The following is a 15,434-nucleotide window of genomic DNA, read 5'->3' as shown; positions in this document are numbered from 1 at the left end:
TGCACCCCACTGGGAGCAGCTGATGCCACATACACAATTAAAAATACAGCAGTTACAGCATTATGCTTTAACGCGCGCTTATATCAGTTATTTATTCAGTTATTTATTGTTAGCTAGCCTTTTTTTGTGCCTGAGTTTTAATAGCTTTGCGCTTACAACCGTCGGCGATTTAAAAAGCCAGCAAAAAAATGAAATCCTCTTTAATATCCACGCCTATTATGTGGAAGATTTAGCACTGCAACAAAGTTTCGAAAACAACCAACAATTTGAAGCTTTACTCGCACAACTAGACCCTTATTCTAAGTACCTTGATGAGCAAGAACTTGAAGCGTTGTTTAGTAGCACTAACGGTCGTTATACAGGGCTTGGCATAGAGGTAAAACAGCAAGATCAAAAAATTGTTATTTTAAACACCATTAAAAATTCTCCAGCCGCTCTGGCCGGTATACAAAAAGATGATGTTGTGCTCGCCATCAATCAGCAAGCGGTAGTGAATAAAGACATCAACCAAGTTGCACAAATGATAAAAAGCAGCGACACCGCAGCAGTCACCTTAACGATCGAACGCACTAACCCAACACAGATACTTGATTTTGAAATTACTCGTTCTGAAATTAACCTAGAAAGCGTGACAAGCTCTCTGTCTGGTTTTGGCATTGGCTATTTAGCGATTAATAGCTTTAGCAACCACACTTTGCATGATGTAGCACGACACATAACCATATTACAAAGTAATTATGGCGCAGCACTAACAGGATTAGTAATTGATCTACGCGATAACCCAGGCGGCACATTACAAAGTGCGGTAGCGGTCTCTGATCTGTTCTTACAAAGTGGCACTATAGTGACCACCAAAGGGCGCTTTTATGATGCGAACCAACATTATCGCGCTAAAAAAGGCGATATATTAAATGGCGCCCCTATTGTGGTGTTGATCAATGAAAACTCGGCCTCAGCAGCAGAAATTTTAGCTGCCGCATTAAAAGACAACCACCGTGCTACGTTAATCGGTAGCCAGTCATTTGGTAAAGGCTCTGTACAGTCGCTGATCCCACTTGGTAATGGTAATACAGCCCTAAAGCTAACCACTGCAAAATACTTTACCCCATCAGGGCAATCAATTGATGGCATTGGCGTAACCCCCGACGTGGCGATTAATCAATCAACCCTTTCACAAATAGATAAAGTAGTTATAATAAAAAATGAACAAGGAAGCGACGATCCGTTATGGCAAAATTCAGCCGCAAGCGATCCTCTGTTATTAAAGGCGCAGCAGCTATTAACGATGAAATAAACGTTGTAGCTCTTAAAAAAGATAATAAAAATTATAAACGTGAAAAAACTAGCTTGGCTATTATTGGCTATTTGCAGCTTGCCCGCTGTTGCAGCAGGTAAACAAATAGCCATCGTGATTGACGATATTGGTAATCATCGACGCGACCTCGAAACCTTAAATTTACCAGGTAAAATATCGTTCTCGATTTTGCCTCATACCCCCTATTCACAAATTTTTGCTCGTTTGGCCAGTCAATCAGATAAAGAATTACTGCTGCATATTCCGATGCAAGCACTGGATAACAGTAAAGCACTTGGCCCCGGCGCACTCACCAGCGATATGAGTAAAGAACAATTACAGCATACACTCGGTAACGCCCTTGCCACACTACCACAAGTTAAAGGCGTGAATAACCATATGGGCTCCGCACTGACCCAAGAAAGCCAGCCTATGAAATGGACCATGGAAGTGCTAAAAAAGCGCAATCTGTACTTTTTAGATAGCCGCACGACCGGCTTAAGCCAAGCGCAAAACGTCGCTAATTTATATGGTGTAGAGAATGTTGGCCGCCATGTATTTTTAGACAACATAGTTAATGAACAACAGCTGCAATTTCGCCTCAACGAATTAAAATATAAAGCCGAGCGTTATAACTTCGCCATCGCGATTGCCCACCCCTATCCTGAAACAATCGAATTTTTACAGCGCAAGCTACCCGAACTTGAACAACAAGGCTTTGAACTGGTGCCGCTATCGCAGCTGGTAGAGCGTAAATATATACAACTCGCGCAGGCTGAGCATAAAGGGGTTAGTGCGAGGTAAGCTTTAAAGTTACAAGGGAAAAGGAGCTAGGTATTAGGTATTAGGTTCTAGGAAAACAGTATAGTCCGTCGTTAAATTAACTACCGTAGGTTGTGGTTGGGAGCAACGAAACCCAACGTTTAGTGTGAGAGCTGATAGACGGCTTAGAGCGATAACCGGTCAGTCAGGTGAGTCGTCATTAACTTAGTAAGAAAAAGAGGAAACTTTCCTCTTTTTACACACTCAGAGAAGCTACAGGAAGAATAATATTTATATCTGGCAATAACTTACACTATTTACTATTAATATTAGTTCACAAGATAAGGACATTTTCGTGCTTAAATAGAGAAAGTGTCCTCTGATAAAGTTGTTATATTTTTAATGAGAGACCTGATGTTATCAAAAATAAAAACTATTGAAACTCTGTTTTCAAAAGGCATTATAAAAGTTGATCTCGAATACCTGAAAGTGAATAGATTCAGACAATTTGAAGATAATACGTGTATTAATTTCAACCACCCTCTAACAGTTCTGGTCGGAAAAAATGGTTCAGGAAAATCAACATTTTTAAAACTTATTAAATCTATTTCAAAAGGTCGAAATCCTGATTATTATTTTTTCGAAACAGAGTGGGATAAATTTAATGATAAAGGAATATCGGAATTTCAATATAAAATTGAAGGAAAGGAATTCAAGGAATCAAAAACTCATCACTTCGGTTGGGTATTCTCTCCGTTCCAAAAGGATTTACATAGTAACAAGGTAATTAAAGCTTACGTAGAGCAACCAGAAATAAAAACATATGGAAAAATCGTAGATATTGAATTTAAAAGTTTAATTGGTTCATTTGAAAAAAATATATTCTTTGATAATCAGACAACTAAAACAGATCTTAAGAGTAAAGCTGATTACGCCAAAAGAGTTACAAAAAAGGTTCAACAATCAATTGAAACAACTAACTCAGGAAAAAAAGCGACTATTTTATCTATAAGTAAAAAAAACATTAGTATAGTAAATAAAATTTTAGACAAAATGTATGACGAAATAAAAATAATTAAACATAGATTCTTCAATGGGACATGGGGCACTAGCATTATTTTTAGATCTGGAGAACAATATTCTGAAGCTAACTCTGGCAGTGGCGAATTTATAGTTGCCCATGTAGTGGAACGATTGTCATCTATACCTAATAATTCGCTATTGTTATTAGATGAGCCTGAATTGTCTTTGCATCCAGGAGCTCAAAAAAGATTGCTTGAGTATTTTCTAGACTTAATAATAAATAAAAAAATTCAAATAATACTATCTACACACTCTCCCTCTTTTGTTGAACTTGTTCCTAATGACTGTGTGAAAAATTTTGTTATTAATGCCAATAATAAAGTCGTTGTTGAGCAAGGCGTAAACTATTTGAATGCCTTTAATAATTTAGAGACCTCTTATGACTCTCCGATTATTATTGTTGAAGATTCATTAGCTAAAAAAATATTTGAAAAAATCATTGAAAATGAGCGGTTATCTGGACAGTTTAATGTATGTTATTTTTCAGGTGGAGCCTCAAGTATAAAAACCACATTAATTACAACGGCTTCTAAGATTGATGACGACAATAGGTTCTTTATACTCGATGGAGATATGTATAAGTGTGATGTCACTGACCTGTCAGAAGTTGCTGAAATAACAAAAACAACTGAATACCTTGAAAGAGAGATCAATAGAATTACAGGTATTAGAATTAAAAATTTCACTTTTAACGTAGATGGTGGTGTGAATGGGTCAAATGAAAGTCAAAAAATAGAGTTATATACTAAATATATAAATTTCTATAAAGACAAGGTACTTTTCATTCCTAAAAGCATTCCAGAAGATATTATATATAATCGCGATTATTTGACGATTATATTTCCATCGGTAGACTTGGAATTAGTAGATAGTTTTAGTGACTCAAAGAATAAATTTAAAAATATTTCTGAGCAGTTGAATATACCAGTAGAAACTCTATATGATGTGTTTATAACTGACTTTATTGTCAATTGCGGAACTAATGATTCATATAAAGTAATGTATGAACACCTAAAAAAAATCCTAGCTTTAAGTAAAAATATTCAATGAGCGATGTTAGCCACAAGTACTCAGAATGGTCGGATGTTGACTGATTGGGTATTTTTTCGTTGGGTTTCGCTGCGCTCAAACCAACCTACGTTGATAACTCTAAAGCGCAGCGCCTCTAAATCTCTTTGTGAATAATTTACTTAAAGCTAGAGGATAAAGGTGGCGACTTTTTCATTTAGATCAGTTGCGCGGTCTTTAAGTGTTTTTGCTTGGCTTAAGTGGGTCATTGCTGATGAGGTGATTTCATCAGTGACATCTTTAATTGCGACCGTATTTCGGGTTATCTCGTTTGTTACCTGTGTTTGCTCCTCGGCTGCGACGGCAATTTGCCCTGCCATGTCGGAAATCTCATTCACTGCTAGGGTAATTTCCTCTAACGCTTTTGCTGCTGCATTGACGTCGTTAACGCTGTTGTTAGCTAGCCCTTTACTACTGTCCATCAAGCTAACCGCTTTTTTAGTGGTATTTTGCAACGTTTCAATCGTGGTATAAATCTCTGCGGTAGAGTTTTGCGTACGATGCGATAACACCCGCACTTCATCGGCGACAACGGCAAAACCACGGCCTTGTTCACCGGCACGTGCAGCTTCGATTGCAGCATTCAATGCCAGTAAATTCGTTTGCTCTGCAATCTCTTGAATCGTGGTTAAAATGCTTGAAATTGCTTGTGCATGCAGGCTCAGCTCACTGATCACCACGGTAGTTTCATCTATTTCAAAGGCTAAAGAGTTAATCGTGGTTCTGGTTTTATCGACCAAGCTTTTACCCTGAATGCTGCTTTGCGCCGATTGCTGTGATGCGGCAGCGGTATTTTCTGCATTTGCTGCAATCTCATGGGTGGCACTGGACATTTCTGTGACCGCGGTTGCAACCATAGTAACTTCTTGTTGCTGACGCTGTAATTCATTAACGCTCGAGTGATTTGTCAGTAAGCTTTTTTCTGCGTCTAAATCTAAGTCAATCGCGAGTTGTCGAATATGACTAATTAGCTGATGTTGGCTCCCCACAAAGGAGTTAAAGCTATCTGCTAATGCTCCCACTTCATCTTTGCTATCGACATTAATACGCTGGGTTAAATCACCATTGCCTTGTGCTATGCGTGATAAGGCTTGCGATACACGACTTAGCGGTTCAAGTAACAACCCTAATAGCCACGAAATAGCCAATACACTAATAATTAGTGCTAAGGTCGCTAATCCTAACTGCGTGACCATTAGGCTCAACAGTGGCGCTTCTAGGGTTTGTTTGTCGAGTACAAAAACAAGTTGCCAATCGGTACTAGGTATTTTTTCACTCCACAATAGTTTGTCACGATCTTCGCCTGAAAAATACACCGGCGTGAGCTGGCCTGTTTGCTCATTTAATTGAATAAGGCGGTTATCTAATTTGGCCTCAATATTAGTTATTTTACCCATTAATTTATTTGCATCACGGTAGGCAATCACTGTGCCATCATTATGCATCATGATCGCATAGCCATTTGCAGGTAATGACATGTTACTCACGCTATCAACAATACTCGCTATTGATACATCACCGCCAACCACACCGTCTCGGGTAGATTGAGCAATCGTTACCACTAATAAGTTAAACGCGACATCTAAATAAGGCTTGGTAATAATACTTTCACGAGTTTGTTGTGATTGTTGAAACCAAGGCCTAGTGCGTGGGTCATACCCTGAACGGTCAATTCTCGGATTCGAGTCAACCATTACGCCATCATTGTTGCCATAATAAGTTAACTGAAAATCGCCAGAGCGCTGCGCTTGCTGTAATCCATAAAGGGTATTTTCTTCAATCTTAGCTGCAACAGAAGTAATAACTCGCTGACGATCGGCAAGCCACCCTGCAATGCGTTCCGCTTGTTGCTTACCCGATTGACTTACACTAGCAACGCTACTTTTTAACAATAATGCTTTTTGTGTGGAGTAGCTATACCATGACAATAAGACAACCACGATTGTCAGCGCGAGAACAACCGATAATAATATTTTTTTCTTGAGTGAATATGAGTTCATATTGAGTGCTAATACTGATTTTAATTAAATAGAAACGAAGATAAATACAGCTTGGGGTTAGCTTAATTTAGAGTATGAATTGAGAAGTGATCTCAACCTTGTTTTATTTTCGCATACAAGATTTGAAAAATAAATTAAAATCAAAGAATTAGGGGTAATATAAAAAGAAGTGACAACGATAAAATGTAAAACTTAAAATAAAAACTTAACGAGTGTAAATAAATAGCGCTGTATAAATACTGCATGTATATTTTTATTTAAAATAATTGTATTTCCTGATCACTACATTAAAAAAAATGATAAACCGTGATTAAGAAACCGTCGCTCTGGATGAAACCGATATTATAGATCTGCTGTTCTGATCATCCTCTGTGAAAGGGTTTAACAGGATTTTTCTAGTCAACTGTTTATCTTCTCCATGAGTTTTTAGTAGTAACGTTTTTCCATCAACCTCAGCACTTGCAATACTGGTATCAAAGTAGGTGGGTTGTCTTGCCTTGTGCCACTTTCTATTTGGCACTAACCAGAAAAATGCTTTGTTAATCTCTAAAGCGCAGCGCCTCTAAACCTCTTTGTGAATAATTCACTTAAAGCTCTTTTTGTATAAAATTTTGTAAGTAGGCAATGAAAATAGAGTTGGCCGCGTTTGCCAGTTATGACTTAAAGCTTATGACTTAAAGCTTATGGCTTATGGCTTATGGCTTATAACTTACAACATTCCTAAAGGCAAAAGCCCCGCATTTTCATGCAGGGCTTTTAGGCATTTTGCAAAGCTGTAATTAGCTCATTGCAGCTTGTAGTTTTTTCATCGCTGTTTTTTCAAGCTGACGAACACGCTCTGCAGATACACTGTATTTTTCAGCCAGTTCTTGCAGCGTTGCTTTGTCATCAGATAACCAACGAGCGCTAACAATGTCTTGTGAACGTTCATCTAGGGTTTTTAACGCACTAAATAAACGGGTATGAGATTGCTCTTGATACTGTTGCTGTTCAACTTCTTCAGCTAAATCATTACTGCCATCAGTTAAGTATTGCACAGGTGAATAAGTGCTGGTTGGTGCGTCATCGCTATCGTCACCGGTTAAATCAAAGCCCATGTCTTGGCCGCTCATGCGCGATTCCATTTCACGTACTTCTTTTTCACTTACACCTAGCTCATTCGCTACAGTGGCAACTTCAGCTTGGTTAAACCAACCTAAACGTTTTTTGTTCTTACGAAGATTGAAGAACAATTTACGTTGCGCTTTAGTGGTCGCAACTTTTACGATACGCCAGTTTTTCAGTACGAATTCGTGTATTTCAGCTTTTATCCAATGCACTGCAAATGAAACCAGACGTACACCCACTGATGGGTCGAAACGTTTTACAGCTTTCATCAGGCCGATATTGCCTTCTTGGATCAAATCAGCTTGTGGTAAGCCGTAGCCTGAATAGCCTTTAGCTATATGTGCAACAAACCGAAGGTGAGACATGATGAGTTGCTTTGCAGCGTTAAGATCGCCATCTTCCTGTAAGCGAGTCGCCAACTCTTTTTCTTGCTCAGCACCTAGCATAGGTATCGTGCTTACCGCTTGAAGGTAGCCGTCCATACTTGCGCTTTGCTGTCCAACTGTGAGTGCCATTGCGTATAAATCTTTACTCATTTTTCACCTCGGTGATAAACATTTGAAACCATCTTAGCACTCTTTTACTTAGAGTGCTAACTTCAATTTAAAACTTTTTTTAGATTGAAGCAAGTGGTTTTTTAGTGTTTTTTTATTCTACTTTAAACGCCTGAATAAGCGATGAATTCTAGCTTTGCGCTTAGTTGGTTATGGTAAAGCTCTTCACCACAACCAACTTAATCAATGATTATAAACAACTATTGTTACACTTTATCGGGTTCGATTTCTTTAATGTAACGATTAACCGATAAATAAGAGCCTATAAATCCTAAGCTGGTTGCCAGCAATACCAAAGCACCAAACTCAGTTATACTTAAACCAATTAAGTTAAAGCTCGTTTGATACACGCCTGCCACTTCTGATACCGCAGAGCCAAGCCACCACATCATTAAAGCAACGCATATAAATGCAAACAAACCACCAACAATGCCATACCAAATCCCAGTCCATAAAAAGGGCGCGTGAATAAAGGTATTGGTTGCGCCAACTAATTTCATCACTTGGATCTCTTCTTTCTTATCCATAATTGATAAGCGAATGGTGTTGCCGATGATCAATGTAACTGACGTTAGTAATAGCAACGCAATGGTGATGACGCTTTCTTTTAGCAAACTTAACAATGCGTTTAGGCGCTCGAGCCAGGCAATGTCTAACTTACCAAAATCGACTTCACGCTCTGCTTCAAGCTTTTTTAATAATGCTTGCGCGGCGTTTGGTTGACGATGGCGAGAAGTCGGCGTGACGATAACAACATCTGGCAGAGGATTGCTATCCAAATATTCAAGTGCTTGGCCAAACCCTGATACTTCTTTAAATTCAGTGAGCGCATTTTGTTTAGAAATAAAGCTGACGTTGTCTATTTCGGGATACAGCGCTAAACGTTTTACCAAGGTTTGCGTTTCTTGCTCACTCATAGACTCTTTAACAAATAATGATATTTCTGCCGCTTCTTCAAAGCCGCTACTTACTTGCTGCACGTTTTTAACCACTAAGTACAATGTTGCTGGCAAGGTTAAACTCAGCCCTAATACTGCAATAGTCATCATTGATGCCATGGGTGTACGCCACATTTCACCTAAACTATGTATTCCTTGACGAAAGATATTCAGTACAAAAAAATAACAAGCTGCAAACAGCGATTTTTTAACGCGCTCATTTTGGCTTTTTCGGCCTTTAAATAACAAGCTCATAGTGTTGCCTCTGCCAATGGATCTTGGCTCATGCGGCCATCTTTTAACGTTAAGCTGCGGTATTTCATCCGTGAGATCAGTCCTAAATCATGGGTAGCAATAAGCACAGTGGTGCCATGATTGTTAAATTCTTCAAACAACCGCAAGATGTCCATCGAAAGTTCAGGATCTAAGTTACCTGTTGGTTCATCAGCAAGTAATAAAGGCGGTGAATTAACGATTGCCCGAGCAATCCCCACACGCTGCTGTTCACCACCAGAAAGTGTTGATGGGTGGCATTTCACTTTGTCTAACAAACCAACTTTATCCAGTGCACCATGAACACGCTTTTCAATTTGTTTATGATGTGTGCCCTCAATAATCAATGGCAAAGCAACATTATCAAAAATTGTGTGACGTTCTAATAAGCGGTGGTTCTGGAAGATAATCCCAATATCACGACGAACGTACGGTATTTGTCGCGATTTGACTGCATTTAAATCAACACCATTAATAAAAACGTGTCCCGCAGATGGGCGTTCCATTAAGCTGATCAATTTAAGCAAGGTACTTTTACCTGCACCACTGTGACCGGTTAAAAAAGCGAGTTCGCCTGGTTTAACATGAAAATTAACTTTTTCCAGCGCTCGATGACCACCGGGATATGTTTTACTGACTTGCTGAAAATTTATCATTTTTATCCCTCCAGCTAAAAAAGGAGCCTAAGCTCCTTTTTTAAATTTATGCTTCGTCCTCATCTTGGCTAAATAGCGCATCGATAAAGTCATTACTATTAAATGCGCGTAAATCTTCAATGCCTTCGCCAACACCAATATAGCGGATCGGAATATTAAACTTATCGGCCACAGCAAAGATAACCCCACCTTTTGCAGTACCATCTAACTTAGACAAAGTGATCCCGGTAAGGCCTACACATTGGTTGAATAAGTTAACTTGGCTAATAGCATTTTGACCTGTGCCAGCGTCAATCGTTAGCATCACTTCGTGTGGCGCATCGGCATCAATTTTTTTCATCACGCGAGCTATTTTTTCAAGCTCTTGCATTAGGTTATCTTTATTTTGCAAGCGTCCAGCTGTATCAGCAATTAACACATCAACATTGCGTGCTTTTGCTGCTTGAAATGCGTCAAATACTACAGAGGCACTATCAGCACCGGTATGCTGTGCAATCACTGGAATTTTATTGCGCTCACCCCACACTTGTAATTGCTCAACAGCTGCCGCGCGGAAAGTATCACCCGCCGCTAACATAACTGATTTACCTTGATCTTGAAATTGCTTAGCAAGTTTACCAATCGTTGTTGTTTTACCAACTCCGTTAACACCTACCATTAAAATAACAAATGGTTTTTTATCAGCAGTAATTTCTAACGGTTGCTCGGCTGTTTTAAGCATAGTTGCCATTTCTTGCTTCATTAGCTCATACAGCGCATCACCATCTTTTAATTGCTTGCGATTGGCAGCATCAGTTAGACGATCAATCAGCTTCATGGTGGTATCAACCCCCAGATCCGCTGTTAGTAGCTGAGTTTCAAGATCTTCAAATAATTCATCATCAATTTTCTTACCTGTGAAAATCGATGCAAAGCCAGAACCTAAATTTACTTTGGTTTTTAATAAACCTTTTTTAAGACGCGCAAAGAACCCTTCTTTTTTAGGTTTTTCAGCTGTTTTAGCTTCCTCAGCAGCCAGCTCTGCTGTTAGCCGCTCTTGCTCTACACGTTCAGCTTCCGCCTCTTCTGCGGCAATGCGCTCCTGCTCTACACGCTCAGCTTCTGCCTTTTCAGCAGCAATGCGCTGTTGCTCTGCACGTTCTGCTTCGGCTTTTTCTGCGGCAATACGCTGTTGCTCTACACGTTCTGCTTCCGCCTGTTCTGCAGCAATGCGCTGTTGCTCTACACGCTCAGCTTCTGCCTTTTCAGCAGCAATGCGCTGTTGCTCTACACGCTCAGCTTCAGCCTTTTCTGCAGCAATGCGCTGTTGCTCTACACGCTCAGCTTCTGCCTTTTCTGCAGCAATACGCTGTTGTTCTACACGCTCAGCTTCGGCCTGCTCTGCAGCAATACGCTGTTGCTCTACACGCTCAGCTTCTGCTTTTTCTGCGGCAATACGTTCGGCTTCACGTTGCGCTTGCTCGGCAGCTTGTCGCTCTTGTTCTAGTTGCATTGCCTCTTGTTGCTGAGCTAATCGAGCGGCTTCATCGCGTCGTTGCTGCTCTGCTTTTTCGGCCGCAGCTAACTCAGCATTTGCAATCGCTACACGCTCTGCTTCTGCCTTTTCTGCAGCAATGCGCTGTTGCTCTACACGCTCAGCTTCTGCTTTTTCTGCGGCAATGCGCTGTTGCTCTAAACGCTCAGCTTCTGCCTTTTCTGCGGCAATGCGCTGTTGCTCTGCATGCTCGGCTTCTGCTTTTTCTGCAGCAATACGCTGTTGCTCTACACGCTCAGCTTCAGCCTTTTCTGCAGCAATGCGCTGTTGCTCTGCATGCTCGGCTTCTGCTTTTTCTGCAGCAATACGCTGTTGCTCTGCATGCTCGGCTTCTGCTTTTTCGGCAGCAATTCGCTCTTGCTCTACACGCTCAGCTTCTGCTTTTTCTGCCGCAATGCGCTCTTGCTCTAAACGCTCAGCTTCTGCTTGTTGGTTATTGAGCTCTTGGGTGTTTTGCTCTGTTTGTTGATTTTTATCTGACTTACCAAAGCCGAACCAAGACAGGAATTTACTTTTTTTTGCCATACTTGCTAATAACCACTTATAAAAATCTGATAAACTAACGGTAATAATTTGTGAATTCGCTGCTTTGCATTAAAGCCAAGCCGCTCATAATCACAATATATTGTCTAAGACGCTCATAGTAACACTTTTAGTGCAGTTGAAAAATGACACGCTGCTATATGAGTGCAATATTATCTGAGCTAGACTCTAGATACCATTTTTTAGTGAGCTAAATGAGAAATAAATCACCACAAAAACAAATGAGTAATAAAGCCAGTGATGGTGTTATTAGGATCATTAGCGGACAATTTCGTGGCCGTAAATTACCTGTAAAAGATGTGCAAGGCCTACGCCCAACCACAGACCGCATAAAAGAAACGGTATTTAACTGGTTAATGCAGGATACCCGCGATGCTAAAGTGCTCGATTGTTTTGCAGGCTCTGGCGGATTAGGCTTTGAAGCACTCTCGCGATTTGCTCACTCAGCCTGTTTTTTAGAGATGGATAAACTCGCAGCATCACAATTAAAAACCAATATAGATACGTTAAAACTCACTAATGCTGAAGTTGTTTGTACTGATAGTTTGCTGCATTTAAGCAAAAACCCGCAACAACAGCAGTATAATCTAGTGTTTATTGACCCGCCATTTCGCCAAGGTTTAGCCCAACAATGCTGTGATTTACTCACTCAAAATGCTTGGTTAGATAAAAATGCCCTGATTTATGTTGAAGTAGAAAGCGACATGCAGCCATTGCAAACGCCTAGCAATTGGCTGTTATTAAAAGAGAAAGCGGCTGGACAGGTATTGTCCCGCCTCTATGAATTACAGTAAAATTAGTAACATACAAATATTTTCGGTTTCCTATTGGAACAGACTATATTTATCCTTTACATGTGGTGTGGCTTCGGATTACAATACTGCACCATTTTTGAACCACTTGATCATTGTTTGATCAACTTGAGCAACGCTCATTATTTAGGTAGGTGAATTTTTAATGCCAGTAATTAAAGTAAGAGAGAACGAACCGTTTGACGTAGCACTTCGTCGCTTCAAGCGTTCATGTGAAAAAGCAGGTATCCTTTCAGAAGTTCGTCGTCGCGAGCACTATGAAAAGCCAACAGCTGAGCGTAAGCGTAAAAAAGCTGCAGCGGTTAAGCGTCACATGAAGAAGCTTTCTCGCGATAACGCACGTCGCGTTAAATTATATTGATCAGTATTGGTCTTGTATAAATGAGCCTTTTAATAAAGCTAAAAGATGCGCAAAAAGATGCGATGCGAGCGAAAGACAAACAACGTCTTAACCCAATTCGTATGGTGCTTGCTGCAATCAAGCAGCGTGAGATTGACGAGCAAATAACACTTGATGATGACGGTATTACCGCAGTATTAGTGAAGCTTGTTAAACAACGCCGTGACTCTTACACTCAGTATACTGATGCTGGACGTGAAGATTTAGCCGAAGTTGAAGCCAATGAAATAGCAGCTCTTGAAGAATTCTTACCTCAACAATTGAGCGAAGATGAAATCATAGCTCTCATTGATGCGGCTATTGCTGATACAAACGCAGCAGGTATGCAAGACATGGGTAAAGTAATGGGTATAATCAAAAGCAAAGCTGAAGGTCGCGCCGATTTAGGTAAGATTTCAGGTTTAATTAAGCAACGATTAACTGCCTAATACTCCCACATACAGATGTATGATTTAAGCAAACCGAGCCATGCGCTCGGTTTCTTCGTTTTTAGCTTTAATAAAAATAGCATTTGTGTTCAAATCTAAATTTGTAGAACTAAAGCTAGTTCGTTCACCTTTTTTCTATTTATCTCAGGACTACATTTTACTAATGGCTGGAAAGATCCCACGTAATTTTATAGATGACTTACTTGCCAGAACCGATATTGTTGAGCTAATTGACTCCAAAGTTGGCTTAAAAAAAGCGGGCAAAGATTACCAAGCCTGCTGCCCTTTTCACAATGAAAAATCGCCATCATTTACCGTTTCACAAGACAAACAGTTTTACCATTGCTTTGGCTGTGGCGCCAACGGCAATGCAATTTCATTTGTTATGGAATACGATAAACTAGAGTTTGTTGATGCCATTGAAGAACTTGCCAGTATTCTCAATTTAGATGTACCTAGAGAGCAAGGTAGCAGCAATGGTCCCGAGCGTACCGCTGAACAAAAACGTTCTGATTACGATTTAATGCTGCACAGTGCGCGATTTTACCAACATCAATTAAAGCACCATGCAAACTCAGCAACCGTAATCGACTATGTAAAAGGCCGTGGCCTAAGTGGTGAAACGGTTAAAAAGTTTATGATCGGCTATGCCCCCAGTGAATGGGAAGGCCTGTGCCAACAGCTTGGCCGTAATAAAGAACAAAAAGAGCAGCTTGTTGAGCTTAAATTGGCCTCAGAGAAAACGCCTGGCCGCCAGTTTGACTTTTTCCGTGATCGCTTAATGTTCCCTATTCGCGATAAACGTGGCCGTGTGATTGCCTTTGGTGGCCGCGTGATGCAAGCGGATCAAGGGCCTAAATACTTAAACTCGCCAGAAACCCGTATATTTCATAAAGGCTTTGAACTATATGGCTTATATGAAGCAAAACAAGCGCATAAAAAGCTCGACCATGTACTCATCGTTGAAGGCTATATGGATGTTGTGGCACTCAGCGAGCAAGGTATTGAATACGCAGTAGCAGCACTTGGTACCGCCACCACAGCTGAACATATGCATACTCTGTTTAGAACCACAGACCGCGTTATTTGCTGTTACGATGGCGATCGTGCTGGTCGTGATGCCGCATGGCGTGCACTTGAAAATGCCCTACCTTACTTAAATGACGGCAAAGCGTTACAATTTGTGTTTTTACCTGATGGTGAAGACCCTGATTCGCTAGTGCAAAAAGAAGGCAAAGAGGCCTTTGAACAACGCTTAGCTTCCGCCGATGACTTTACCAAAGTGCTGTTCAATAAACTTAGCCAAGAAATTGATTTAACCACTGATGCAGGAAAAGCCAAGTTACTCAGTGCGGTATTGCCGTTGGTTGAAAAAATCCCCAGCGAGTTTTATCAAGAGAATCTGTTAGAGCATTTAGGACGTTTAATTGGCCGCACTAAAGAGCAACTCAATAACCGCCTAAAAACGCCGAAGCAACAACACTCTATTGAGCGTAAATTTAAAATAACGCCAATGCGCCGCGCTATTGGTTTGCTCATTCAGCACCCAAATTTAGCACATGCTGTGCCTTATTTGCCTGATTTAGCACAGATGAATATTGCAGGGATTGAGTTACTCATTCGTTTACAGCATTACGCATTACAAAAATCGCCGATCACCACCGCGCAGTTACTTGAATCGTTTCGTGAAACGCCCGAGTATGAGGCGCTCATTAAACTCGCAACTTGGCGACATGAGATTGGCGACGACCGTTTAGAAGCCGAATTTAAAAATACTTTCAAATTTATTGAAGATCAGTGTTTAAATTATCGACTCGAGACCCTATTAATAAAAGACAAGACACAAGGCTTAAATAGTGAAGAACGACTCGAATGTCACCTATTAACGCAAGCTTTAAAAGGCACTAACAACTAGTCAAAAACGATTTATGCTGTTATACTGTGCTATTCACTGCGTCAAATAATACTTAGCTTGGCTTAAT

At 40.3% G+C, this 15,434-nt stretch carries 12 protein-coding genes; 7 read left to right on the top strand and 5 right to left on the bottom strand.

The window, feature by feature from the left end:
• The first annotated feature begins 22 nt into the window (after positions 1-22).
• From A7968_RS04795 to A7968_RS04785, 3 genes are all read left to right on the top strand, one after another.
• Positions 23-1,294, top strand: coding sequence for a S41 family peptidase (locus tag A7968_RS04795; protein WP_084448038.1), 1,272 nt, complete (start codon positions 23-25; stop codon positions 1,292-1,294).
• A 39-nt stretch (positions 1,295-1,333) separates the two neighbouring features.
• Entirely contained in the window at positions 1,334-2,098 is a 765-nt protein-coding gene (locus A7968_RS04790) for a divergent polysaccharide deacetylase family protein (protein ID WP_193330412.1), read from the top strand.
• Between the two features lie 372 nt (positions 2,099-2,470).
• The gene (locus A7968_RS04785; RefSeq protein WP_167542953.1) at positions 2,471-4,189 is read left to right on the top strand and encodes an ATP-dependent nuclease; all 1,719 of its coding nucleotides are present in this window, start codon (positions 2,471-2,473) and stop codon (positions 4,187-4,189) included.
• A gap of 146 nt (positions 4,190-4,335) precedes the next feature.
• Here the strand turns inward: A7968_RS04785 and A7968_RS04780 are convergent, their stop codons facing one another.
• The 5 genes from A7968_RS04780 to ftsY form a co-directional block, all read right to left on the bottom strand.
• Positions 4,336-6,207 (bottom strand): methyl-accepting chemotaxis protein, encoded by a 1,872-nt coding sequence (locus A7968_RS04780; protein WP_064665451.1) that lies wholly within the window; start codon positions 6,205-6,207, stop codon positions 4,336-4,338.
• A gap of 779 nt (positions 6,208-6,986) precedes the next feature.
• The gene (gene rpoH / locus A7968_RS04775; RefSeq protein ID WP_064665450.1) at positions 6,987-7,850 is read right to left on the bottom strand and encodes an RNA polymerase sigma factor RpoH; all 864 of its coding nucleotides are present in this window, start codon (positions 7,848-7,850) and stop codon (positions 6,987-6,989) included.
• A gap of 224 nt (positions 7,851-8,074) precedes the next feature.
• On the bottom strand, positions 8,075-9,061 hold the full coding sequence (ftsX, locus tag A7968_RS04770; RefSeq protein ID WP_064665449.1) for a permease-like cell division protein FtsX: 987 nt from the start codon (positions 9,059-9,061) through the stop codon (positions 8,075-8,077).
• A complete protein-coding gene (ftsE, locus tag A7968_RS04765; protein WP_064665448.1) occupies positions 9,058-9,735 on the bottom strand; it encodes a cell division ATP-binding protein FtsE in 678 nt (225 codons plus the stop codon). The genes ftsX and ftsE overlap by 4 nt, the downstream gene beginning before the upstream one ends.
• A 46-nt stretch (positions 9,736-9,781) precedes the next feature.
• The gene (ftsY, locus tag A7968_RS22840; protein ID WP_084448036.1) at positions 9,782-11,794 is read right to left on the bottom strand and encodes a signal recognition particle-docking protein FtsY; all 2,013 of its coding nucleotides are present in this window, start codon (positions 11,792-11,794) and stop codon (positions 9,782-9,784) included.
• A 212-nt stretch (positions 11,795-12,006) separates the two neighbouring features.
• On the opposite strand from ftsY, the gene rsmD reads away from it, so the two are divergent.
• The 4 genes from rsmD to dnaG all read left to right on the top strand — a co-directional run bounded on the left by rsmD (position 12,007) and on the right by dnaG (position 15,367).
• Positions 12,007-12,606: a 16S rRNA (guanine(966)-N(2))-methyltransferase RsmD gene (gene rsmD / locus A7968_RS04755; protein ID WP_064665447.1), complete on the top strand. Its 600-nt coding sequence runs from the start codon at positions 12,007-12,009 to the stop codon at positions 12,604-12,606.
• A gap of 163 nt (positions 12,607-12,769) precedes the next feature.
• A complete protein-coding gene (gene rpsU, locus A7968_RS04750; protein ID WP_002957797.1) occupies positions 12,770-12,985 on the top strand; it encodes a 30S ribosomal protein S21 in 216 nt (71 codons plus the stop codon).
• Between the two features lie 20 nt (positions 12,986-13,005).
• Positions 13,006-13,452 (top strand): GatB/YqeY domain-containing protein, encoded by a 447-nt coding sequence (locus tag A7968_RS04745; protein ID WP_064665446.1) that lies wholly within the window; start codon positions 13,006-13,008, stop codon positions 13,450-13,452.
• 163 nt (positions 13,453-13,615) lie between these two features.
• On the top strand, positions 13,616-15,367 hold the full coding sequence (gene dnaG, locus A7968_RS04740; RefSeq protein ID WP_064665903.1) for a DNA primase: 1,752 nt from the start codon (positions 13,616-13,618) through the stop codon (positions 15,365-15,367).
• Positions 15,368-15,434 lie beyond the last annotated feature (67 nt).

Origin of the sequence: Pseudoalteromonas prydzensis (genome assembly GCF_001661495.1) — a bacterium.
GTDB lineage: Bacteria > Pseudomonadota > Gammaproteobacteria > Enterobacterales > Alteromonadaceae > Pseudoalteromonas > Pseudoalteromonas prydzensis.
Note: the sequence above shows the minus strand (reverse complement) of the source record. Positions and strands in the feature narration are given on the sequence as shown.